This is a genomic window from Protofrankia sp. CiP3 (assembly GCF_917627345.1).
In the GTDB taxonomy this organism is placed as follows: domain Bacteria; phylum Actinomycetota; class Actinomycetes; order Frankiales; family Frankiaceae; genus Protofrankia.
This window is the reverse complement of the sequence record NZ_CAKJTM010000004.1, coordinates 101,487-124,481: the sequence shown is the minus strand read 5'-3', so window position 1 is coordinate 124,481 and position 22,995 is coordinate 101,487. Positions and strand designations below refer to the sequence as shown.

Genomic DNA, 22,995 nt, shown 5'->3' with positions numbered 1-22,995 from the left:
GGTGGCTGCCTTCAGACTGAACACGATCAAGCTTGTTCGGCCCACAGCCTGATTATTCATGCTGTGTTGTGACAGAATCGTTTCTCTGTGTAGTATTTGAAAGGTAGTGTCAGCTCGCGTGGACAGCGTCACTCGACAGGCCAAGATGACTTCTCCGCTGGGTCCGTTGCTGCTTGTCGGTGATGGCGTCGCGCTGTGTGCCATCCATATGAACGAGCCGGATGCCGCCGCGCCCTGGCTGGACGGTCTTGAGTCCGATCCAGTTGCGTTCCGTGACGCGATTGAGCAGCTCGAAGCCTACTTCATGGGTGATCGGACCGCCTTCAACGTGCCGTTGCGTCCGGTCGGCACACCGTTCCAGCAGGCGGTGTGGGAAGCCGTGGCGGCTATCCCTTATGGCGCAACCCGTAGCTACGCCGAGATTGCCGCGGCTGTCGGCCGGCCGTCGGCCTTCCGTGCGGTCGGGCTCGCCAACAGCCGTAATCCGCTTCCCATCGTCATTCCCTGCCATCGGGTGATCGGTTCCAGCGGAGCGCTGACCGGTTACTCGGGTGGGATCGGCCGCAAGCGGCACCTTCTTGATCTTGAACGTCGGACTCTTGCTCGTGATGGGCAGCTGAGCCTGGAACGGTTCAAGAGCGCCTGACAATAAGAGCGACCGGCAATAGGGACACGGCGTCGCGGGGCTGGGGCGCGCTCTGGTGTCGGGCGTCGGCTGTAAGGGATGATCGATGTGATGTATTTCGTGTTTCGTCACGTAACGTTTCATTGATTAATCATAATTATTTGTGAGTATGTGATGCGGTCGGCGTCGTTGGCGGTTCCGTGTACGGGCCGGCAGCTATGTGGGTCCGCAGTGGGCTCGTCAGGGTGTCGGGTGGTGGACTCTGGCCGCTGCCCGTTCCTTGGCCGATTCTGCCGCTGCCGCTGGGCCGCGTGGACGCGTCGGCCGGTCGTTCGCTGCGATCCAGACGGTGCTCGCACGTCTTCTCGCGCTGTTCAGGCGTCTTATGGGAGTCCCGCTGGCTCTCCGCTGGAGGCCCGGGACGGCTGTTCCCGCCAGTTGCCCGCGGCAGTGATTTTTACTTACAACACACGATCAATTACCCAATGGTGGCACAACGACATCATGAAGTCATGTTGTCTTCGTGTGTCAATGGCGGTTGAGGGGCGCATGGTCCCCTGTGTCCAGGGGGTACCGTGCTGGGACGCGGTTGGGCGACGTCCTCAGAGAAGCCTCTTACCGTGCCAACGAACGCTCCTGGTAAGGAATTCGGTGCCACCGGCAGGTGCCTCGCGGGTCCCGCCGCGTGCATTACCCTGCGGCGCGTGCACCACCACTGTGGAAGGAGGAATGTGGTCGACGACATCCAGCAGGCGTTGCTCACCAACGCTCACGCTGGGACACAGCTGGCGATTCCCGGCGCGCTGGTACTCCTGCCCATATCCGACTCCGGGACGCCAGTGGCGGATCGGACCGCCTGGCAGCGTGCGGTGCTGCGCTCGTGTCTCCCACGTGCCGCGAAGCTCGTCGCACTGGCTCTTGCCAGCCACGCGGTGGATGTGCCGAGCTGCGAGCTGGCCAATCCGGCGTTGCCCGGACCCGCCGCGGTCTGTTCTCCCGGGCTTGTGACACTGGCCACTGAAACCGGTTACAGCCGCACCCACGTGCAACGCCAGATCCGGCTGTTGCGTAGCCTCGGCTGGCTGATCGGTCTGGTCCGGCCGGCTGTTCGCCGCCCCGCGAGTTTTGCGTTGAGCATGTCCGACTCGGTCCGGGCGACCGCGTCCGTGGAGCCGGCCCCTGCGCTGCGGGCATCAACCGCCAAGCCAGCTACCAAGCCAACCGCCCTGGTCGGCGGATCGGCATCGCGGACCCCCGCCCCGATAGCTGGCGGCGTACCCACCGGCACTGGGCCGCTGCGGCGGCAGGGCGGCACACAGACTTCCTCGGACAGGCCGAGCGCCGCGGCCCGGCGCCGGGCCCGCGTCACCGGTATGGCTATGGCCAGGGCCCTGACAGTGATCGGAAACCCCTCGGCGGTGGCAGCCGGCCTGCTACCGACGCGAGAGCCGGCAGAGTCTTCTATCGCCGCGCCCCCCGCTCCGCTTGCGCCGCCGATCACCGCTGTCACGCCCGCTGTCACGCCCGCTGTCACGCCCGCTGTCACCGGACCCGAGCGGGCGCTGCCGGTGACGCCGAAGGATCTTGCTGCCGACGTCGCCAAACAGGTCGTCGCAACTCTGGCCCGTGCGATACGACGCGATCCTGAAACCCTCATCGCCGCCAGTGACCGGCTGGCCCGAATTCTCACTGTCGGTTCGTGGAGCGCGGCGGAACTGGCCATGCATCTGGTGGACACCATCGGACCAAGTCTCGGAGCTGGCCGGGTTGACGCCCCCGTAGATCATTTGCTTCGTCGCCTTGATCATTTGCCTGCGTCATCCTCGGAATGCCTGTGCAGATCATGCCGTTCGTGGGTGGCGGCTCCGGCCGCCACCACACAGCGGGCTCCGGCCCCTGCCGCCACGGGACAGGAGGCTGTGGTCGTGCCAGGGCTTGCCGCGATTGAGCAGGCGGCTGCCGCCGGGAGCGCACAGGCTCGTATGCGCCCCGAGCGAGCCAGCGGCGCGGCCTAAGTACGTGTTTGATGGATGTTCGATCGTGCGGATCGATGCCCAGAAAGCGTCCTGCGGTGTTGTCGTCGGCCCGGATAGCGCACCGGACGGGGCGGTTTGCGGGAGACGGGAAGTGGCATGCCGGAGGCAAGGATGACCCAGCGACCCTGGCCGAGTACCTCCGCACGTGACGAGAGTGCGGAGCTGGCCGCCGACGTGATTGTGATCGGCTCTGGCTTCGGCGGAAGCGTTACCGCTCTCCGGCTTGCGGAAAAAGGCTACCGTGTCGTTGTCCTGGAGGCTGGCCGGCGATTCCCCCCGGCTGCTCTCCCTCGAACGAACTGGAGAATTAGTCGTTATTTGTGGGCGCCTCGACTTGGTTGCCACGGATTTCAGAAAATTAATATGATAGGCCGTCTCCTCGTTCTTTCCGGGGCGGCTGTCGGTGGTGGTTCGGTTGTTTACGCGAACACACTCTACCGTCCGCTGGACGCTTTCTACGCCAATCGTCAGTGGAGTCATATCACCGATTGGCGACAGGAGCTTGCGCCCTACTACGACCAGGCTGAGCGGATGCTTGGGATGGTACCCAACCCGACGACCACCTATACTGACGAGGTGTACCGGGCGGTCGCCGAGGAAATGGGTGCCGGCGATACATTCCGCTTGGCCGACGTGGGTGTTTTTTTCGGCCGGTCCGGTAACAAGGAGCCCGGTGTCGAGGTCGCGGACCCCTATTTCGGAGGTGTCGGGCCGACCCGTACCGGCTGCCGTGAATGCGGTGAATGCATGACCGGTTGTCGTTGGAACGCGAAGAACACCCTCGACTACAACTATCTTTACCTGGCTGAGAAACTGGGTGTCCGAGTTTTTCCCGACACCCAGGCTGAGGCGGTTCGTCCGCTGGCGACCGGAGGTTATGAAGTCAGTACGGTCCGCACCGGTTCCTGGGTCGGCGGAGGACAGCGGAGGTGGCATGCGGACCAGGTCGTATTCGCGGGTGGGGTGCTCGGTACCGTGCGCCTCCTGCTAGCCATGCGGGATACCGGCGTGCTACCGGCGCTGTCGTCCCGGGTCGGCGAGCTGACCCGCACGAATTCGGAGTCCATTATCGGCACCACCAGATTCCGACCGGACCGGCGGCTCGCTCGCGGGGTGGCGATTACGTCGTCCTTTTATCCGGCGGCGGACACCCATATCGAACCCGTCCGTTATGGTCGGGGTAGTAACGCCATGGCGCTGTTGGCCACGCTCATGACTGATGGTGATCATCGTTTGCCCCGCTGGCTGGTGTTTGTGGGCGCAGCGCTGCGGCATCCGTTGCCGCTGCTGTTCTCACCGCTGCCGTGGCGATGGTCGGAACGCACCATGATTTCGCTGGTCATGCAGTCGCGGGATAATTCGCTCACCCTCGTCCGGCGGCGGGGCCTGCTCGGTCGTTACAGGCTCACCAGCACGCGGGGCCACGGTCAGCCGAATCCAACCTGGATTCCGGCTGGCAATGACGCGACTCGGCGAATCGCCAAGCATGTCGATGGCTTTCCGGGTGGCACGCTCCCGGAGGTTCTTGATATTCCTATGACGGCGCACATCCTCGGTGGTGCCCCGATCGGGGACTCCCCGGCCAATGGGGTCATCGACCCCTACCACCGGATCTTCGGATATGACGGCCTGCATGTGGTCGACGGTGCGGCGGTCGCGGCTAATCTCGGCGTCAACCCGTCGCTGACGATCACGGCGTTGGCCGAACGAGCGATCTCACTGTGGCCGAACAAGGGTGAGCCCGACCAGCGTCCACCAGCCGGATCACGTTATAAGCGAATTGCACCAATTAGTCCGCTGTATCCGGTTGTGCCTGAACATGCGCCAGCTGCCTACACTATCGGCCTTGCAAAGGGTCCTGAACGTCGTCGGGATTGACACTGAGTCCGCTGCTGGTGCGGTCGCACGCAGCGTTGAGCCTCCGCTACCGGCCGCCGTGGCCGGGCCGGCGACCGGGTCTGCTCGGCCGCGATCGGAAGTGGCCTCGACGGCACGGGAATCGCCTGGTGCAGCGTGGGGCGGCCGGCTGCCGGCGTCGTGTCGCCATCATGCCGGCCGCATGTTGTCCTCATGTCGCCCTCATGTCGGCCTCGCTGTTCGGATGGAGCCGCCATCGCGCCGTGTTGGCCCGTGCTCCGACGCATACGATCGGCGGAGCATCAAGGACACGGCGGTCGTTGGACCCGCGACGCGATACCCGCCGCTACCGGCGATCAGCCACCACCGACACGACGGAAGAGAAGACTCATGGCTGAGGAGCTGTACGCCACACTGAGGACGACTCAGGGTGACGTTGAGATTCTGCTGTTCGAAAACCAGGCGCCGAAGACGGTCGCGAATTTCGTCGGTCTCGCCACCGGCACGCGGGAGTGGACCGACCCGCGGACGGGCGAGAAGCGAACGACTCCCTTGTACGACGGGACGATTTTTCATCGGGTGATCCCGGATTTCATGATCCAGGGCGGTGACCCGTTGGGCAGCGGCCGTGGCGGCCCGGGTTACAAGTTTGCCGACGAGTTCCACCCGGAGCTGCGCTTCTCTCGGCCGTACCTGCTCGCGATGGCGAACTCGGGTCCGGGCACCAACGGTTCCCAGTTTTTCATCACCGTGGCGGCGACGACCTGGTTGGACCGCAAGCACACGATTTTCGGTGAGGTCACGCGCGGCACCGAGATCGTGGACGCGATCAGCAAAGCGCCGACGGGTGCCCAGGACCGTCCCACCACCGATGTGGTGGTGCAGCAGGTCGTCATCGAACGCCGTACGGTCTAGGGCGGCTCGGGCTTAGGTCGGGGCCGACATGATGAAATCACCTTGGTCGGAGCCGGCCGGTGCTGCCGCAGCTTCGGACGGCGGAGCTGTCGGTCCCGGCCAGCCAGCTGGACAACAATCATCGGGACCCGATGGCTGGCGTCCCGTGGTCGGGCCGCCAGCTCCGCCTGACGGCTGGACGCCGCCCGCCCAGCCCGCGGGCGGTCCGCCGGCAGGCGGGAGCGGACCCGCGCTCGTCCCGCGCTGCTATCGGCATCCAGAGCGCGAAACCTATGTGTCCTGCCAGCGGTGCGACCGCCCGATCTGCCCGGACTGCATGCGTCCCGCGGCCGTCGGGTTCCACTGCCCGGACGAAGCCGGCAGGCAGGACCGCCGTTCCGGCGGCTTCTCCCGGCGGCCGGGCAGCCAGCTCGGTGGGCAGCTGGTGGGACGTCCCGGGCTGGTCACCCAGATGCTCATCGGGATGTGCGTGATCGCGTACATCCTACAGGGGCTGCCGGGACTCGGCGGCGGTACCGACAACGCCTTCACCCGAGACTTCGAGCTCAGTGGTCTGGCAATAGCGATCCATGGTGAATACTACCGGTTGCTGACCGCGGCGTTTCTGCATGCGGGTATCTTGCACATCCTGCTCAATATGTATGCGCTCTACCTGCTCGGATACCAGCTGGAGCAGATTCTCGGCCGGGTGCGCTACCTTGCGCTGTTCGTGGTGTGTGCCGTCGGCGGGAACACGCTCAGTTATTTGGTCAACGGCTGGAACACCTTCTCGGTCGGCGCATCCACCGCGGTGTTCGGGTTCTTCGCGGCGTACTACGTGATCGCCAGACGGCTGCGGGCGGATACGTCGGCGATCCTCGTTGTCGTTGGCATCAATATGATCATCAGTTTCACCATCAGCGGGATCGACAAATGGGGTCATATCGGCGGTCTCGTGACTGGCCTGTCTGTCGGCGTGGTGTATGCCTACGTGCCGCCACGCCGGACCTGGTTGCAGGCGGTCGCCGTGGGCGGCATTCTCGCCGTGTTGCTGGCAGCCGCGGTCCTGAGCACGTGATGGCTGGCCGGCGGCGTTGTGCCACCCCGGTCGCGGATGTCAGCCGTGGCGGCGACGGATCTCCTCCACCACCGCGGCGATCCGCTCGGGTGCGGCGCCGAGCTGGCGACGGCTGAGCAGCACGGGGCCATCGATTGTCTCGACGATGAGAACGTGGATGTGCACGCCACGACGGTTGTGCGTCAGGGTGCTGGCCTGTACCCGCAGCACAGCGGCCCAGGGCAGCCGCCGCCGGTGGATCCCGTCCACCAGGTCGATGCCGCCGTCGTCCACCCGCAGCGCGGGCCGGGCGACGGCGTCCCGCACAGCGAGCGCGAGCAGGCCGGCACCGCTGAGCCCGATCAGGAGACGGCCTGGGTTGTCCAGTGAACTCAACCGGGAGGCGAGTGAGCCGGTGGCCGCGATCGCGAGCACGATCATCCCGGCCGCCGCATAGAGGATCACCCGCCGCCACGACGGCGACCAGGCGCGTGAGCCGGCGGCCCTGGCGTCGACTCCGTGGGCACCGAATTCGTCGTCACGCATGTCACCCAGCACAGTACATCGCGCTCACCGTCCGTCCGGGCCGGGCGCAGGATCCCGTTCGGCCTGCTCGGCGTGAGCACGGTTCCGTTGCCCGGCGGCCACATGAAAATAATCATCTAGTCGGCGGTCGAGCGGTCGTCATGCGTCGCGTACTCTTCACGGTTGCCCTTCGGATACCCACCGTGATAATTGAGGGGTGCCCGCGCGGGGAGCGGGTTCCCGCCATGGGATATCCACATTGTGGACAACCGTTGGGGACGAATGACAGCCGTGGAACTCTCCGGAAGAACTACCGGTGCGCATTACCTCCACTGCGTCGCCACGCCAAGGCCAATTACGACAAAACCGAACCCAATCAGGATGTTCCAGGCGCCCAGGCTGTCCATTCCCGGGACGCCACCGTTGGAAAAGTAGTAAATCAGTAGCCAGATGATCCCGATTGCAAAGAGTGCTATGATCGTTGCGCCTACCCACGGCGGAGACGGCGGCTTGCGCTTGCGGACCTGGGGGGCCTGGGGCGGCGAGGTAGTCGACTTCTTCTTGCGACGTCGGGAAACGGGCACTTCGGGGCTCCTTGAGGACCGTGACGAGCTTCGTGGGCTGGCCGCCATCCCCCCGCCGCGGGCATTGGCCGGGGATACCGCGGACCAGCTGTCCCACAGGGTAGACAGGCCCGTCGCCAGGCCCCGCCGAACGTGCCATTCCGAACCTGTCCGCCCAGATCTGCCGGGGCTGGCGGCTTGGTTCGGCCCGGTTGGTTGCGGTTGCGGCGCGCGGCTCCGTAGCTCCCATAGCGAGGAGTGCCCAGGGTCCCGCCCGTGTGGTCGGCGCATTATACCGGCCCGCCTAGGATGTTTCTTGTTCGTTTTCTTGCCAGAATGATGCCCAACCGCAAACTGACGAGTGGCCGGAGAGTACGCGATGATGATTTTTTCGTGTACTGGGAGGCCCTGGGGAGCCTAGGAGCGTACCCGCGATGCCAGGTGGATCGACGACCGAGCGGGAGAGTGTTGTGACCAAAGCCACTACCTATGCTGACAAGCCGTGGCAATCATCCTACGTCGATGGTGTCCCCACGGACGTTGAGATCCCTGATATCACGCTGAGCCAGTTGTTCGAGAATATTGTGGCCAGATTTCCGAAAAGTCCAGCGATTTCTTTCTTTGGTACCACGCTGACCTATGGCGCGCTCTCCCAGCAGGTCGGCGCATTTGCTGAGGGTCTTGCGAAGCTGGGCGTCCGGGCCGGCGATCGCGTCGCGTTGATCCTGCCGAACTGCCCACAACATGTGATCGCTTTTCAGGCGGTGCTGCGGCTCGGCGCGATTGTGGCCGAGGCGAATCCCCTCTACACCGAGACCGAGCTGACCCATCAGCTCGCCGACTGCGGAGCGGAGTACGTGATCTGTCTCGACCGTACTTACCCGGCGGTGGCGGCGGCTCGCCGATCCGGCCGGACGAAAGTTCGGGAGGTCATTGCCACCTCGATTCCGGATTTTCTGCCCAAAAAGGACCAGCTGTTGCTCCGGTTGCCGATCGCCAAGGCGCGCAGGAAACGCGCCGAAGTTGTGACGGAGCTGCCCACGGATGCCCGGGCGCACGCCTTCCTCGACGTGCTGAGGACCGGCCGGGCCACGCCGGTGAGCACATCGGTCCAGGCTGCGGCGTCCGATGTCGCCGTCCTGCTGTACACCACTGGAACGACCGGTACGGCCAAAGGCGCGATGCTGACCCATCGTAATCTCGTCGTGAACGGTGAACAGGGCCGGGCGTGGATCGTCGGAGCCCGTCCGGGGCACGAGGTACTCATTGCGGTGCTGCCGATGTTCCATGCCTACGGGATGACGCTGTGCATGATTCAGGGAATGGTGCTCGGGGCGCATGTCGTGCTGTTGCCGAAGTTTGATGTGACCATGGTGTTCGACGCCATTGCCAAACATCGTCCGACGCTTTTCCCGGGGGTCCCACCCATTTACCAGGCGCTGTTGGACAGCCCGCGGGCGAGAAACGCCGACCTCACCTCGCTCCGGGGCTGCCTGTCCGGCGCGATGAAACTTTCCGCCGATCTACAACAGCGTTGGGAGTCGGCGACCGGTATGCCGCTTGTCGAGGGATACGGCATGACCGAGACCGCACCGTTGACCCACGCCTGCCCGTTGGGAGGCGCGACCCGCCCAGGGTGGATCGGCCTGCCCGTCCCGTCCACCGAGGCGAAGATTGTTGACAGTGAGGACTGCACCAAGGAGATGCCGGTGGGTGAGTCCGGTGAATTGATGGTGCGGGGCCCGCAGGTGTTCGCCGGCTATTGGGAGAACCCGGCGGCCACCAAGGCCACGCTGACCGCGGACGGCTGGATCCTCACCGGTGACATCGCGCGGATGGATTCAGGCGGCTGGTTCGAGATCGTTGATCGGAAAAAGGAGATCATTATTGCGGGTGGCTTCAACATCTACCCGACTGAGATCGAGGAGGTCCTGTTGGGGCTCGCCGAGGTCGCCGAGGTCGCCGTGATCGGCGTCCCGGACGCTTACCGCGGTGAGACGGTCAAGGCCTTCCTGGTGCTGCGGCCTGGCGCATCCCTGACCGTCGACGAGGTGCGGGCGTATGCGGCCAAGCGGCTGTCCGCGTACAAAGTCCCAAAAATCATCGAATTTCGGACGAAGCCGTTGCCGAAGGTCGGAGTCGGCAAGGTCCTGCGCCGGGCGCTGCGGGATGAGGAAAAAGCCGGGGCTGGGGAGGGGCAGGGCGGTTCTGAGCGGGACGCCGCCGAGGGCTGACCGGGCCCCCGCCATCCGGCGGGCGTCCGAGCCGGTTCGTGTCCGTCTGTGCCGGGGCATGGGCCGCTTCCCGCGTGGGCTCTTTCTAGTGCCGGGCACAACCGGCGGTGTCCACTCTGTGCTTGTAACGGCGGGTCATCAGGCTGGCCAGATGATGTCAGTTCTGCTGAGATCAGGTGAGGCCGACCGAGCTGACACCAGGTCGGCTGACGCCGTTGCGTTCCGCTGGGGCATCCGGCCGGTGCCAGGCAGAGGAGAGGTCAATGCGGATCCTGGTGATCGACAACTACGACTCATTCGTGTTCAACCTGGTGCAGTACCTGGGGCAACTCGGCGTGGGCAGCATCGTTCGCCGTAACGACGAGGTCGAAGTTGATGATCTTGTTGCGTACGGTGTTGCTGGGGTGCTGCTCTCACCCGGGCCGGGCACGCCGGAGGCGGCCGGAGTGAGCGTCCCGATGGTGCGCGCGTGCGCCGTGGCCAAAGTGCCCATGCTCGGGGTGTGCCTTGGCCATCAGGCACTCGGGGTGGCGTTCGGGGCGACGGTCGGTCGGGCGCCCGAGCTGCTGCACGGAAAGACCTCGGTGGTCCATCACGCCGGCGCGGGCGTGCTGGCGGACCTGCCGTCGCCGTTCATCGCCACGCGGTATCACTCGCTCGCGGTGGATGCCGCGACACTGCCGGACGAGATCAAGGTGACTGCGCGCACCGAGAGTGGTGTTGTCATGGCAATGCGCCATCAGTCTCTGCCGCTGGAAGGAGTCCAGTTCCACCCCGAGTCCGTGCTGACCCAGGGCGGTCACCTGTTGCTGGCCCGCTGGCTGTCGGTCTGTGGGGACGACGCAGCGCTGTCGGTAGCGCCCCAGCTGTCGGCCGAGGTCGAAACCCTGCGACAGAGCGCCTTTGCCTGACTGGGCGTCCGGCCCGGGGCTACTGCAGCAATCCGTTGCCGAGTCGTGGCGTGTGTGAGCTTGTTGGGGATGCCCCAGTCGGGGATTGTGACGGTGTCGGGCTTGGGGAGGGTGACGCCGTCTTGGTCGGCGTCGGGGCGGTTGTCTGGGTTGGGATCGTGGTGTTGTCGGTCTGCTGCGACACATACAGCGTCACGGTCGAGCCGCGGCTGACGGAACTGTTCCTCGGTGTCTGGGCGACCACAGTGCCGGTCGGCTGACTGCTCGCGGTGGACTGCTGGCTCACCTTGAAGCCGTATCCCTCCAAGGTGGCCTTTGCCGCGTCGAGAGGCTGGTTTGTCACATCGGGGACGGTGATCTGCTGGCTGACCACGTAGATGGTGACCGTGTCGCCAGCGGCCACCGATGTTCCGACGTCCGGGTCGGCGGACTGGACGGTGCCCGGCTTCTGCGTGGTCGCGTCGGTGAACGTGGCGACCTTGGGCGTGAGCCCGGCCGCCTTCAACTGGGTGATCGCATCGTTCTGGGTGAGACCCACCACCGGCGGGACGACAAGCTGTCCGGCTCCGGCCGACACGCTGAGGGTGACCACAGCGGTCTTGGCCGCTTTGGTACCTGACGGCGGGTCAACCGCGGTGACCTGGTCCTTGGGGGCGTCGCTCTGGACGGTGTTCGAGTGGATGTTGGTGAAACCGGCGTTCTGGAGGTTGTTCGTGGCCACCGTCTTGGACTGTCCGACGATGTTTGCCGGGATATTCGCGGTGTTTGTGGTGCCGCCGGTGGACGAGCCGCCCCCGAGGAACCTGGTCGCCATCAACGTGACGACAACGAACACCACCACGACCGACAGCCCGGCCAGAATGTACTTCCAGGCTGCCGAACGCCGCTCGGGTTCCGGCGGGGTCCCGGCACCGAGCGGGCCGCCGTCGAGCGGACCGGTGCCACCGTCGCCCGGCCGATCGAGGTAATCGGAGCCGGCTCGGTTGTAGCCGCTGGTCTGGCCGTAGGGATCACCGTAGGCGTCCCCGTAGTAGGCATCGTGATCACGCGAGATCACCTGTGTCCCCGTTGACGGCCCGGGTGGGTTCAGCCGGGTGGCGAGCTGGTCACCCATGAGCGGTGGCGCGTATATCCGCCGACCGGTAAGGGCACGTTCCAGATCGTCACGCATTTCTCCGGCCGTGCCATAGCGGCGGTCGGGATCCTTTTCCATCGCCTTGAACACGATCGCGTCGGCCTCGGGCGTGATGTCGCGGTCATGCGTGGACGGTGGCTGCGGATTCTCCCGTACGTGCTGATAGGCGACAGCGACCGGGGAGTCGCCGCGGAACGGCGGAAGCCCGGTCAGTAGTTCGTAGAGCAGCACTCCGGTCGAGTAGACGTCGCTGCGGGCGTCCACCCGCACCCCGCGCGCCTGTTCCGGTGACAGGTACTGGGCGGTGCCGATCACCGCGGCGGTCTGCGTCATGTGCGATGTGGTGGCGGTGGTCGCCCGAGCGATGCCGAAGTCCATCACCTTGACCGAGCCGTCCAGGCAGAGCATCACGTTCGCGGGCTTGATGTCCCGGTGGATGATCCCCATCCGGTGGCTGTAGTCGAGCGCGGCGCACACGTCGGAGGTGATTTCCATGGCCCGGCGCTCGGTGAAGCGGCCTTCGCGCTGGAGCACGTCACGCAGGGTACGGCCCTCCACGTACTCCATCACGATATACGGGATGGTCATGCCGTTGATCAGATCTTCGCCGGTGTCGTAGACGGACACGATGGCTGGATGGTTGAGCGCCGCGGACGACTGCGCTTCGCGCCGGAACCTGGCCAGGAAGGTCTCATCACGCGCGAGATCAGCGCGCAGCGTCTTGACCGCGACCTCGCGTCCGAGCCGCACATCGCGACCACGGTAAACCTCGGCCATACCACCGTAACCGAGGATCTCACCCAGCTCGTAGCGCTGACCCACCAGGCGAGGTTCGGTCCCGAACACCTCAGTCACGCCTGCCACCCGTACTCGCCCTTCCGTTTTCCGGGCTGATAGCCGCGGACCTGCCGTGAACGTCCAGCGATTGTGGTCGCCGCGGTAATCCGGTCCCCCGCCATCCGGCCGTTCCCGGTCACGTTGTCACCGGTGACGATGCCACCTCCGCTCCCCGGCACGTGCACCGCCCAGGTCGGTGGCGGCGCGCTCGTGGATGATCCGCTACTTCCGGCGATCGTCCGAGTGATCAACGCGACGACGACGACAGTGACGATCAGCAGGAGGATCAGGACGGGTAGTGACATTTTTTGTCGCCCCACAGCCGCGGAGCCGCCCCGGTCACCGCCGGCCCGCCGTCTGGCTGCCCGCCCATCGAATGCCGAGCCGGCGGTGCGGCTCGGCGGTGAGGGCTGCCAGGCGTGGATGTCTGGCAGCCGGGCGTCCGGCTGGCTGGTGGCGGAGGAGGCACGGTGGGTCTGGGCATCCCAGAGCGCGGCGGCTGTCCCGCCTGTGGGGCCCACGCCGCTGTCGGGAGCCCGCTGAGATGCCGCGGAGCCCCCCGGCGCGTGACCGGAGCCGTAGGCGTGTGGCTCCTGGCTGTTCGGGGACGCCACATCCCCGCCGGCCCGCGGGTCCCAATGGGGACGGATCTCCGCGGGGGAGCTGGTGGTCCAGGATGGCTGACGGGTCCACGACGGTGGCCGCTCCCGGGTGGGCGCCCTTGTCGCGGTGTCCGATCCGCCATGGGCACCGGTCGGGCTCGGGCGCCTGGCGGTGGTGTCCGAGCCCGACCGGGATACCGGCCCCGGGCCGACGCCTCGGCGGGTCGCGTCGGCGTTCCACAAATTCCGGCGGACGGTGGCTGCGGTGCGTCCGAACGCGCCAGCGGACGCCGGTCTGCGGGCCGGGTCCTTCGCCATCGCGGCCTGAACGAGCCCACGGACCGGTTCGGGTACATCAGGCGGCAGCGGCGGAGGCTCGTCCTGCTGGTGGGCCATCACGACGACAATCGGATTGCGGTCGTCGAAGGGACGTCGGCCCGCGAGGCACTCGTAGGCGACCACGCCCAGGGAGTACACGTCACTCGCCGGTGTCACCGGCCGCCCTGACGCCTGTTCTGGGGAGACGTAGTACGCGGTGCCCATCATGATGCCGGTCGCGGTCAGCGGCGCCGCGTCGACCGCGCGGGCGATCCCGAAGTCGGTGACCTTGATCGCACCGTCGGTACGCAGCAGCAGGTTGCCGGGTTTGACGTCACGGTGGACCACCCCCAGGGCGTGTGCCGCCTGCAGCGCGTCCGCAGCCTGCCCGAGGACATCGAGGGTCTTCTCCGGGGACAGCCGTTTCTCCCGGTGCAGCAGCGCGGACAGCGGTTCGCCCTCGACCAGCTCCATCACCAGGTACGCGGTCGGATGGTCACCCTGGACGATGACCTCGCCGTAGTCGTAAACGGAAGCCACGCCCGGGTGCGACACCCGGGCGGCGTGGCGTGCCTCGCCGCGGAAACGGACGAGGAACGACTCGTCGCTGGCGTACTCGGGGCGCAGCAGTTTCACGGCGACGGGACGGCCGAGGGTCTGGTCGAGGCCCCGCCACACCTCACCCATACCGCCGGTGGCAATGCGTCCTTCCAGCAGGTAGCGGCCATCGAGGAGGGTGCCCTTCGCCGAGCCGCCGAAGGGGTGCGCGGCCGGCGGTGCCGCCACCGACTGGCCGGCCGGTACCGCCGCATCGGGGCGCGGTTCGCCGAAGCCCGGCGGTGTCGGGGCTGTCACCGGCGGATGCCCAATGCGGCTTTCATGACCTGTTGGGCCACGGGAGCGGCCACCGCGCCGCCGGTGCTGAGTTCGCCGCCACCATTTTCGACGATCACCGCGACGGCGACGGTCGGGTTGACCGCCGGGGCGAAGCCGATGAACCACGCGTGCGGGGGCTCGTTGTCGCCGTGCTCAGCGGTGCCGGTCTTGCCGGCGACGGCGACTCCGGGGATCTGTGCCTTGGTGCCGGTGCCGCTGGTGACGACACTTTGCATCATGGTGTTCAGGTTCGCGGCAACCTCCGCGCTGACCGGTCGTTTGTAGACCTCGGGTTCGGTCCGGCTGATCGCTTTCAGGTCAGGGCCAAGCAGTTCGGCCACGAGGTAGGGCCGCATCATGACCCCGTTGTTACCGATCGCCGCGGCCACCTGGGCCATCTGCAGCGGTGTGACCTTGTCGTCGAACTGCCCGATAGCCGACTGCGCGGTCTGCGCACCGTCGAGCGATGCGGTCGGATAGACGCTCGCCACCTGTGCCAGGGGAAAGTCCGGCACGGTCGAATTGAAGCCGAAGGCCTCGGCCTGCGCTCGCAGGGCGTCGTGGCCGAGGTCGATGCCGAGTTTGGCGAACGCGGTGTTGCAGGAGATCGTCAGGGCGTGGATGAGGGTGTCGGTCTGGCCGTCACCGCAGCGTTCGCCAGCGAAGTTCGGCAGTACGGTTCTGCTCTGCGGCAGCTGGAGCTGGTCGGGGGCCGCGATGCGTTCCTCGAGGTGGTGGCCGGCGGCCAGCGCCGCCGCAGCGGCGATCACCTTGAACGTCGAGCCCGGCGGGTAGGTCTCCTGAGTCGCGCGGTTGAGCAGGGGCTTGTCGGGGTCGGTGTTGAGCGCCTGAGCGGCCTTACTGGCCGTCGTCTCATTGTGACTGGCCAGCGGGGTCGGGTCATAGGTCGGGTTTGTCACCATGGCAAGGACTTCGCCGGTCTTCGGGTCGAGCGCCACCACCGCCCCCTTGCGGTTGCCGAGCGCGGTGGTTGCCACCTGCTGGATCTGCGGCACCAACGTGGTAACAATGCTCCCACCCCGCTGTTCGCGGCCGGTGACCAGGTCGGAGACCTTGGAGACGAACAGCCGCTGGTCCTCACCGGACAGGAAGTCGTTCTGGGAGCGTTCCAGGCCCGCGGAGGTGTACAGCCCGTAGTAGCCGATGATGTTGGAGTAGAGCGTCGGGGCCGGGTACTGCCGTTGGAACTTGTACTCGTCGTCCACCGGGACCGAGCTCGCGACTGCCTGGCCGCCCGCGACGGCGATGGAACCCCGCTCCCGCTCGAGCCGTTCGGTGATCTGGCGGGCGTTGCCAGGCTTGTGCCGCAGCGTGTCCGCGTTCTTGGCCTGTAGCCAGTTGGCATTGATCAACAGCGCGCTGAACAGCAGCAGACACGCGATAGCGACTTTGCGAATGGGTGGGTTCATGTTGTTTTTACCACCTGCGTGGGGCTGTCGGCCACCGCGGTCGGGTCGAACAGCGGTGCGGCTGGCGTGGCCGACGCGGGGCGCCGGTAGGAGTCACTGATCCGCAGCAACAACGCGATGATGGCGGCGTTGGAAACGATCGATGATCCTCCGTAGGAGATGAACGGCAGGGTCAGACCAGTCAACGGGATGAGCCGCATGACGCCTCCGACCTGCACGAAGACCTGTAGGGCCAATGACGCGGACAGGCCGGTCGCCAGCATCTTGCCGAACGGGTCACGGGCGCCCACGGCGGCTCGCAGGCCACGTGTCACGATCAGCCCGTAGATGACGAGGATCGCCATGATCCCGGCAAGGCCGAGTTCCTCGCCGATGCTCGCGACGATGAAGTCGGTGTTGGCGAAGGGGACCCGCTGAGGGCTGCCCTGCCCAAGCCCGGTGCCGGTGATCCCGCCAGCCGCGAACCCGAACAGGCCTTGTACCAGCTGGAACGATTTGCTGGTGGGGTTGTCCCCGTCGAAGGCGTGCAACCAGCCGTCCACCCGGACCTGGACGTGCCCGAACAGCTTGTAGGACAGCACCGCCCCGAGCATGAACAGGGCGAGGCCGATGACGACCCAGGACGCCCGCTCGGTCGCGACATAGAGGATGACGAGGAACATCCCGAAGAACAGCAGGGATGACCCGAGATCTTTCTCGACGACCAGGACGCCAAGGCTCGCCAGCCATGCCACGAGGACCGGTCCGAGATCGCGGGCGCGCGGGAAGTGCATCCCGAGGAAGGACCGGGAGACCACGGAGAGGACGTCGCGTTTGTTCACCAGGTAGCCGGCGAAGAAGATCATCAATATGATCTTCGATATTTCGCTGGGCTGGAAGGTGAACGGGCCGATCCGCAGCCACAGCCGGGCGCCGTTGATGGTCGCGCCGACCAGCGGCATGGCGGGCAGCAGCAGAAAGACCAGTCCGGCGAGGCCGGCGGTGTACGCGTACCGCGACAGCGTCTGGTGGTCCCGGACGATGGCCAGAACCAGGACGAAAACGATGAGGGCGAGCAGCGTCCACACCAGCTGGAGCTGGGCGGTCCCAGGCGGGACGTGTTTACCCGCCCGGACGGCGGCGGCGGCCTTGGCCAGGTCCAGTCGATAGATCATGACCAGGCCGAGGCCGTTGAGGGCCGCCACCAATGGCAGCAGGATGGGGTCGGCGGCCGGTGCGAACCGCCGTACCGCGAGATGGGCAAGTCCCCACAGCGCGCTGAAACCGAGGCCGTAGGTGAACACCGACAGGGTGAGGCTCCCGTCGATCGCCAGCACCACAGCCGCCAGCGCGGCGGTCGCGAGCAGGCCCGCGAACAGCAACAGCCACAGCTCCCGCCGACGGTACGGTGGCAACTGCGCTCCGACCGGGACCGGGTACCGTGCGAAGGTTCCGGTGAGGTCGACCGCTTTGCCGCGGAGCGGGGGGAGAGCTGTCATCCTGCGGGCGTCATCCTGGTGTGGCGAGCGACGAGGCGCAGCTGGCCAAGGACGTGGTGCCACAGAGCAGTTGGGCTGAAACGCCACCGGAGCCTGTCTGGGGGCTCCCGACGGGCTCCGCCCCCCCGGTGGAGCCCGCACCCGCGGTGGGCGTCGGTGCCGCGCTGGCTGTCACGGCCGGTGCCGTGCTGTTCGGGGTGGGGTCCGCGATGGCCGACATCATCTGCTCCCGGAGGGTCTTGATGAAGTCGCGGGCCTCACCGAGGCTGCCTACCTGGTACCCGCGCTTCACCGTGTCGCGGGCAATCGGCTTGAGCTCGGTCAGTGCTATGGCCGGCTGTGCGGGCTCCTTGAACGTGTGCAGGGAGATCCCGATGAAGTTTCCATCGACACCTTCGAAGATTGCTACCTGCTGGTTGTCCACACCGACGTAGTACTGCCTGTGGATGTAGAACCAGGCACCCAGCGCGGCGGCGCCGAGGAGCACGACGGCGCACAGACCAGCGAGCAGCGGCCGGGGGACGTACCGCCGGGCTGAGACGTCATCGGGCACGTCGTCCGGCTCCGGGTCGCGGCGATGGGTACCGTGCCGGCCGATCCGGGCTCCCTTGGCGGCCGGTGAGTCCTGGTCGGGGAACTGCGGGTTCGGGCCGGTACGGGCCGCCGCGGCTCCCGGCACGATCCGTTTCTCCGCGGCGGCACCGGCGATCAGCGGGCGGTACTCGTCCTCGTGACTGTCTTCCACCACGTCGGCGACAACGACCGTGATGTTGTCGGGGCCACCGCCCTTGAGCGCGAGTTCGACCAGCCGGTCGACGACCTCCTGGGGGCTGGTCAGCTGTAGCGCCTCGTGGATGGTCACTTCGGTCACGACCCCGGACAGGCCGTCCGTGCAGAGCAGGTAGCGGTCGTCGATGACCGCGTTCTGGATGAACAGATCCGGATCGACGTCGCGCCCGTCGAGGGCGCGCATGAGTAAGGACCGCTGTGGATGGGTGTCGGCCTGCTCGGCCGTGATCCGTCCCTGGTCGACCAGATCCTGGACCAGCGTGTGGTCATGGGTCACCTGGCTGAGGGCACCATCGCGGAGCAGATAGGCGCGTGAGTCGCCGACATGCAGCACGCCGAGACTGCTGCCTGACAGCAGCAGCGCGGTGACCGTGGTACCCATGCCCTCCAGCGATCCGTCCTCGCTGGACATCGCGCGCAGCGCGGCATTGGCCTGGTCCACCGAGTCCGCCAGCGCATCCAGAATGTCGTCGGCGCTGGCATCCTCATCCAGCCCGGCCAGCTGGGAGATCACGGTAGAGGAGGCCACTTCGCCGGCCGCGTGCCCGCCCATGCCGTCCGCGACGGCTACCAGGCGTGCGCCCGCATAGGCGGAATCCTCGTTGCCTTCTCGGACATGGCCGACGTCCGAGCGAACGGCGTAGTGAAGCCTAAGGCTCACCGGTGGAGCTCCAGGACGGTCTTCCCGATCCTGACCGGCGCGCCGAGAGGTACCGGCATGGGACTGGTCACCTTCGTGCGGTCGAGGTATGTGCCATTGGTTGAGCCCAGATCTTCGACGAACCACTGGCCGTCGTGGGGGACGAGTCTTGCATGTCTCGCGGATGCGAAGTCGTCCTCCAGAACCAGAGTCGAGTCCTGCGCCCGTCCGATGGTGACAGGCATGGGCCCGAGTGGAAGCGTTGTCCCTGCAAGTTGACCCTTCGTAACGACAAGCTTGCTCGGTGCTCGCGAACGTCGGCTGGGAGGCTTGTTCTGCGATGGTGCTGGTGGGGCTTGACGTGCCGGTGCCGGTGCCGGGCGGGGCGGGCGTGCTGCCGCCTGGATGTGCTGCTGGTGGCGTTTTGTCGGCCCGAACACGTCCAGCCGGACCGCGCGGACGGCAGCCAGGACAAATGCCCACAGTAGCGCCAGAAAACTGATTTTAACGACAAGCAGCACCAGACTGCTCGGTCCGGAGCCGTTCACAACGGCCTACCAGCCGCGATCGGGCTCAGGCGGCGCGGCCGCGCCGGCCGGACGCCCACGTTCCGGTGGGTTCCGGCGTGCGCCGGGGTGTGGCTGATCTGGACGGTAGGTCTCCTGCTCATGCATATCGACGCCGTCGTCGGGACCAACCGGCCGGACGCCGCGCCGAGGGTCGCCGTGACTCGAGGGAAAGCCACGATCATTTGGCGGACGATGATCAACGGGTGCTCCATAGCCAGCCACGGTTGGGCCATACCCGTCCTGAGGCTCCGGAGACGGCCCGGGCATGCGGACGGCACGCTGGTCACGAGGGTCTGCGCCACCGCGGTACTGACCCTCCCTCCCGGCGTAAGGGTCGTTGTAGCGAGGATGATCACCATACGGATCCTCATACGGGGCAGTCTGCCGTCCCCCCATGGGCTGGCCGGTTTCGGGCCGCCTGCCGCCCCGGTAAGCATCCGTCGGTGGTGGGTAGCCGGTTGACTGACCGCCCCGGCGGGGGTCTTCCCGCCTTGGCTCGTCATAGTATGGGCTGCCCCGGTAGGGGTCTTCCCGCCTCGGCTCGTCATGGTATGGGCCCCCACGATAGGGGTCGGCTGGTGGGGGCGGGTATCCACCGGGAGCGCCGCGGTAGGGGTCCGGCGGCCGGCCGCGTGTGTCGGCTGGCGCGGTGGCTGGCGGCATTGTGGCGGCGGGGTATGGGACCGGTGCTCCAGCCGCGCCCGCGGGTCCGGCTGGAGCACGCCGCGCGGCCCGGTTCGCACCAGCATCTCGCGGGTCCTCCCGGCGGAAGGCGAGGATCGTCGCGCCCAGTTCGATCTGGTCGCCGTCGACAAGCCGCACCTGGCTGGCCGCTCGGCCATTGACGATGCTGCCGTTGGTGGAGCCGTGGTCGATGTAGACGAACTGGCCATCCTGCATCCGCCTGACCTCGCCGTGCCGGCGAGAAACACCTGTGTCGTTGAGACGTATATCACATTCTACGCTGCGACCGATGACCGTGGTCTCGCTGTCCAATGGATATTCGCGCTCGTCTCCACTTGCCCTCCCGTTCGGGCCGGGCTTGACGGAGATCAACAGGCGTGGTGCTCCCGGGGCGTTCGAGCGCGGGCGTGCTGGCCCGCGTCGACCGGTCACGGCGCCGGGGTCGGCCGCCGCGACACTGCTGCGGATGCGGAACACTCCGACGTCAAGATCATCGGCTTCGGCAAGGCGTACGCCGACGGGACCGACAAACGTGTAGTGCTGCTCGGCTGCGTGTTCGCGGACCATCTCGGCCAGCTCGTCGCAGAGCGCTTGGGTGTAGGGAGCGAGCCGGGCGAAATCCCCGACGGCGAGCTCGACCGCGAACTCGTTGGGGACGAGCACCCGGTTGGAGCTGGCCGCACGCCGGTCGTCGGTCTCCCGGGCCAGCGCACTGGCGATCTCGACCGGTTCGACGCCGCCCTTGAAGACCTTGGCGAACGCCCCCTCGACGAGGCCGCCCAGGCGGCGCTCGAAGCGTTGTAGCACGCCCATCCCGACCTCCCCTCCTCTGGGCCTTCTCCCAGCCCTGAGATCGTATGCTTCCATCTCCGCCCGGCCCACGGCTCGGGCGGCCTGGAGCGCGTGATAGCGTGATAGTCGCACTCGGGCGAGTGGCGGAATGGCAGACGCGCACGGTTCAGGTCCGTGTGTCCTAACGGACGTGGGGGTTCAACTCCCCCCTCGCCCACGTTCTGGTTCTTGGTGCTTGCCGCTCTTCGAGCGGCTTCACCGGTGGTGGTGTCCATGCGCTGGCACTTCCCTGGCCCCCTGATGCCTGGATCTTCGGTTTTGGGGCATGCCTGATCAATCGTGGTCGATGATCTGGAAAGTCGCCACTCAGCATCAGCGTGCCTCCCTCCGCAGCCTCGCGATCCATCCACCTGGACACCGCTCCTTGATCTACGTCCTTCTTGCCGGTCGTTCTCAGCTTCGTTTCAGATGTGCTGGCGTGGTGTTCCTTGAGTTTTTTGTTGTCGGCATATGCCCGTTGAGTGACCCCGAGTGTGGGGCTGTGTCTGTGTGTGCCGCTCGCTGGTACGCCCGCGGCCGCTTCTGTCAAATGATCGGTCAATTCCTGCGGTTGCCGCCGAGTACTGGTTGAGCTGGGCACTTGGCCAACGTTTTGGCCATGGCGTCTCGTTCGGCCGGCTCCAGCCAAAGCCCGTAGCGGGCTTTCACGCCGATCTGACGGGCCACATACTGGCACCGGTACGCCTGGTTCGGCGGCAGCCACTGGGCGGCGTCGTCGTCGCTTTTGTCCTGGTTCGTTGGGCCGTCGACCGCGAGCAAGTTCTCCGGATCGTTCGCGAAGGCGACCAGTTTGTCCGATGGCCAGGAGGCGGCCCCGGTGCGCCAGGAGTCCGCCAACGCGATGACATGGTCGATCTGGACAGCCGCAGCGTCCCGCGCCCTGTTGAAACGGACGGTCCGGTTGGTATATGGATCTTTTAGTTCGCCGGTCAGGACGATACACGGGTCCCCCTGCCTGACGGTCACCAGCGTCAGATCCCGGCGCAGGATGTCGTTCCGGGTGTCACAACCATTGCCGTCGACGTCCTGCCAGGGATCACCAAACTTGTCCCGCCGGTACGGCGGCGAGTTCGTCGCGGCGTGGACCGGCATCGACCGTAACGTCGCGAGGGCGCTTCCGGCGGCGGCCTGCCCGCCCTGGCCGGCGCCACCGACCGCTCCGGCGCTTGCGGCTGAGGCGTCGCCGGCCGAGCCGCAGGCGGACGCGACGAAGACGAGTCCGAGGCAGAGCGCGAGCAGCGCCCTCGCGGTGCCGGGGGCTCCGCGAGGGCGGGGTTCTCGCGTCCGGCGGAGATCTCGGTTCCGGCCGCTGGACGGCCGCGGGCCGGTAGCCGAAACGGCGGGACCGTCGTGGTTCATGACGCCTATTCTCCCGTCACGCGTGCGCTGATCGCGCGGTATCCACCGCCGCGGGTCCGCGCATCGCGGATACGGTGGACCTGTCCACAGCGAGGACCGCCTCCTTGACGGAAAGGCTGCGGACTGAGTCCCGCCGCGCGGGACCCTGACGTGGCGACCATCATCGGCGGCCAGCCGTAGCACCGGTCAGATCACCGCTGGCGGATGCGGTGCGTTGGTTGCCATCGGGCGCCCCGCCGCATTCCAGGCGATCATCCCGCCGCTGAGGTTGCGGGCCCGCCAGCCGCCTCGGTGCAGGTGAGCCGTGACTGCGGCCGAGCGTTGCCCCGACCGGCAGACAACCACCACATCCCGTTCACGTGGCACCTCGTCGAGGCGTTTGAGCAGCTCACCCATGGGGATGTGCAGCGCACCGGAGACATGTCCGGCGTCCCACTCCGCGGTCTCTCGGACGTCCAGGAGCAGGATTTCGGCGGTTGGTGACAGGTTGACCGGAATCTGATCAATAGTGACTGAAGGTACCTCGTCCGCGCCCATCCGCCCATCCTGTCAGCTGTCCCCGTCGTGAGCCGGAGCCTCGGCGTGCCGGGTTCCGCACCGGTGCCCGGTGGTACGTGTGCTCACTGGCGCGACAAAGATCACAACATGCCTCCCGGGCCCGGCCGCTGATTCCGCGGCCGATTGTTGGCGGCGCAAAAGACAGCGGCCCGGTTGTTTTCTATCG

At 66.6% G+C, this 22,995-nt stretch carries 18 protein-coding genes and 1 tRNA gene; 8 read left to right on the top strand and 11 right to left on the bottom strand.

Going from position 1 to position 22,995, the window contains the following annotated elements:
- Positions 1–118 precede the first annotated feature (118 nt).
- The 5 genes from MJ797_RS02780 (at position 119) to MJ797_RS02760 (ending at position 6,490) form a co-directional block, all read left to right on the top strand.
- Positions 119–646: a methylated-DNA--[protein]-cysteine S-methyltransferase gene (locus tag MJ797_RS02780; protein WP_305039671.1), complete on the top strand. Its 528-nt coding sequence runs from the start codon at positions 119–121 to the stop codon at positions 644–646.
- Positions 647–1,356: 710 nt separating this feature from the next.
- A complete protein-coding gene (locus MJ797_RS02775; protein ID WP_239331499.1) occupies positions 1,357–2,640 on the top strand; it encodes a helix-turn-helix domain-containing protein in 1,284 nt (427 codons plus the stop codon).
- Positions 2,641–2,772: 132 nt separating this feature from the next.
- The gene (locus MJ797_RS02770; RefSeq protein WP_239331497.1) at positions 2,773–4,539 is read left to right on the top strand and encodes an FAD-dependent oxidoreductase; all 1,767 of its coding nucleotides are present in this window, start codon (positions 2,773–2,775) and stop codon (positions 4,537–4,539) included.
- Between the two features lie 369 nt (positions 4,540–4,908).
- A complete protein-coding gene (locus tag MJ797_RS02765; protein WP_239312497.1) occupies positions 4,909–5,433 on the top strand; it encodes a peptidylprolyl isomerase in 525 nt (174 codons plus the stop codon).
- Positions 5,434–5,707: 274 nt separating this feature from the next.
- The gene (locus tag MJ797_RS02760) at positions 5,708–6,490 is read left to right on the top strand and encodes a rhomboid family intramembrane serine protease (RefSeq protein WP_239331495.1); all 783 of its coding nucleotides are present in this window, start codon (positions 5,708–5,710) and stop codon (positions 6,488–6,490) included.
- Positions 6,491–6,529: 39 nt separating this feature from the next.
- Here MJ797_RS02760 and MJ797_RS02755 read toward each other — a convergent pair whose 3' ends face one another.
- Together MJ797_RS02755 and MJ797_RS02750 are read right to left on the bottom strand one after the other, a co-directional pair.
- Positions 6,530–7,015: a PH domain-containing protein gene (locus tag MJ797_RS02755; protein ID WP_239331493.1), complete on the bottom strand. Its 486-nt coding sequence runs from the start codon at positions 7,013–7,015 to the stop codon at positions 6,530–6,532.
- A gap of 302 nt (positions 7,016–7,317) precedes the next feature.
- Positions 7,318–7,626, bottom strand: coding sequence for a cell division protein CrgA (locus MJ797_RS02750; protein WP_239312503.1), 309 nt, complete (start codon positions 7,624–7,626; stop codon positions 7,318–7,320).
- 401 nt (positions 7,627–8,027) lie between these two features.
- On the opposite strand from MJ797_RS02750, the gene MJ797_RS02745 reads away from it, so the two are divergent.
- Positions 8,028–9,791 carry an AMP-binding protein gene (locus tag MJ797_RS02745; RefSeq protein ID WP_239331491.1) on the top strand — a complete coding sequence of 588 codons (1,764 nt, stop codon included), beginning with the start codon at positions 8,028–8,030 and terminating at the stop codon, positions 9,789–9,791.
- A 263-nt stretch (positions 9,792–10,054) separates the two neighbouring features.
- Positions 10,055–10,702, top strand: coding sequence for an aminodeoxychorismate/anthranilate synthase component II (locus MJ797_RS02740; RefSeq protein WP_239331489.1), 648 nt, complete (start codon positions 10,055–10,057; stop codon positions 10,700–10,702).
- 19 nt (positions 10,703–10,721) lie between these two features.
- Here MJ797_RS02740 and pknB read toward each other — a convergent pair whose 3' ends face one another.
- The 7 genes from pknB to MJ797_RS02705 are packed head-to-tail and all read right to left on the bottom strand — an operon-like array spanning position 10,722 to position 20,873.
- Complete coding sequence (pknB, locus tag MJ797_RS02735) at positions 10,722–12,701, bottom strand: Stk1 family PASTA domain-containing Ser/Thr kinase (RefSeq protein ID WP_305039670.1); 1,980 nt, start codon at positions 12,699–12,701, stop codon at positions 10,722–10,724.
- Entirely contained in the window at positions 12,689–14,449 is a 1,761-nt protein-coding gene (locus MJ797_RS02730; RefSeq protein ID WP_374581271.1) for a serine/threonine-protein kinase, read from the bottom strand. Before MJ797_RS02730 ends, pknB begins: the two co-directional genes overlap by 13 nt.
- Entirely contained in the window at positions 14,446–15,900 is a 1,455-nt protein-coding gene (locus tag MJ797_RS02725; RefSeq protein WP_239331487.1) for a penicillin-binding protein 2, read from the bottom strand. The genes MJ797_RS02730 and MJ797_RS02725 overlap by 4 nt, the downstream gene beginning before the upstream one ends.
- Positions 15,897–17,378, bottom strand: a complete 1,482-nt coding sequence (locus MJ797_RS02720; protein ID WP_239331485.1) for an FtsW/RodA/SpoVE family cell cycle protein — start codon at positions 17,376–17,378, stop codon at positions 15,897–15,899. Before MJ797_RS02720 ends, MJ797_RS02725 begins: the two co-directional genes overlap by 4 nt.
- 10 nt (positions 17,379–17,388) lie before the next feature.
- Positions 17,389–18,828, bottom strand: coding sequence for a PP2C family serine/threonine-protein phosphatase (locus MJ797_RS02715; protein ID WP_239331483.1), 1,440 nt, complete (start codon positions 18,826–18,828; stop codon positions 17,389–17,391).
- Positions 18,825–19,355 carry an FHA domain-containing protein gene (locus MJ797_RS02710; RefSeq protein ID WP_239331481.1) on the bottom strand — a complete coding sequence of 177 codons (531 nt, stop codon included), beginning with the start codon at positions 19,353–19,355 and terminating at the stop codon, positions 18,825–18,827. The genes MJ797_RS02715 and MJ797_RS02710 overlap by 4 nt, the downstream gene beginning before the upstream one ends.
- Before the next feature lie 6 nt (positions 19,356–19,361).
- Complete coding sequence (locus tag MJ797_RS02705) at positions 19,362–20,873, bottom strand: FhaA domain-containing protein (RefSeq protein WP_239331479.1); 1,512 nt, start codon at positions 20,871–20,873, stop codon at positions 19,362–19,364.
- A gap of 113 nt (positions 20,874–20,986) precedes the next feature.
- Between MJ797_RS02705 and MJ797_RS02700 the strand changes: the two genes are divergently transcribed.
- Positions 20,987–21,069 (top strand) — tRNA-Leu (locus MJ797_RS02700).
- 380 nt (positions 21,070–21,449) lie between these two features.
- Here the strand turns inward: MJ797_RS02700 and MJ797_RS02695 are convergent.
- The gene (locus tag MJ797_RS02695; protein WP_239331477.1) at positions 21,450–22,271 is read right to left on the bottom strand and encodes an HNH endonuclease family protein; all 822 of its coding nucleotides are present in this window, start codon (positions 22,269–22,271) and stop codon (positions 21,450–21,452) included.
- 186 nt (positions 22,272–22,457) lie between these two features.
- The gene (locus MJ797_RS02690; protein ID WP_239331475.1) at positions 22,458–22,808 is read right to left on the bottom strand and encodes a rhodanese-like domain-containing protein; all 351 of its coding nucleotides are present in this window, start codon (positions 22,806–22,808) and stop codon (positions 22,458–22,460) included.
- Between the last annotated feature and the right edge of the window lie 187 nt (positions 22,809–22,995).

Excerpts from the sequence above, each read along its gene's own strand:
- MJ797_RS02705 (WP_239331479.1), bottom strand. The coding sequence starts at position 20,873 with ATGGGCGTGCTACAACGCTTCGAGCGCCGCCTGGGCGGCCTCGTCGAG.
- MJ797_RS02750 (WP_239312503.1), bottom strand. The coding sequence starts at position 7,626 with ATGGCGGCCAGCCCACGAAGCTCGTCACGGTCCTCAAGGAGCCCCGAA.
- MJ797_RS02740 (WP_239331489.1), top strand. The coding sequence starts at position 10,055 with ATGCGGATCCTGGTGATCGACAACTACGACTCATTCGTGTTCAACCTG.
- MJ797_RS02690 (WP_239331475.1), bottom strand. The coding sequence starts at position 22,808 with ATGGGCGCGGACGAGGTACCTTCAGTCACTATTGATCAGATTCCGGTC.
- MJ797_RS02695 (WP_239331477.1), bottom strand. The coding sequence starts at position 22,271 with ATGAACCACGACGGTCCCGCCGTTTCGGCTACCGGCCCGCGGCCGTCC.
- MJ797_RS02770 (WP_239331497.1), top strand. The coding sequence starts at position 2,773 with ATGACCCAGCGACCCTGGCCGAGTACCTCCGCACGTGACGAGAGTGCG.
- MJ797_RS02755 (WP_239331493.1), bottom strand. The coding sequence starts at position 7,015 with ATGCGTGACGACGAATTCGGTGCCCACGGAGTCGACGCCAGGGCCGCC.
- MJ797_RS02725 (WP_239331487.1), bottom strand. The coding sequence starts at position 15,900 with ATGAACCCACCCATTCGCAAAGTCGCTATCGCGTGTCTGCTGCTGTTC.
- MJ797_RS02720 (WP_239331485.1), bottom strand. The coding sequence starts at position 17,378 with ATGACAGCTCTCCCCCCGCTCCGCGGCAAAGCGGTCGACCTCACCGGA.
- MJ797_RS02765 (WP_239312497.1), top strand. The coding sequence starts at position 4,909 with ATGGCTGAGGAGCTGTACGCCACACTGAGGACGACTCAGGGTGACGTT.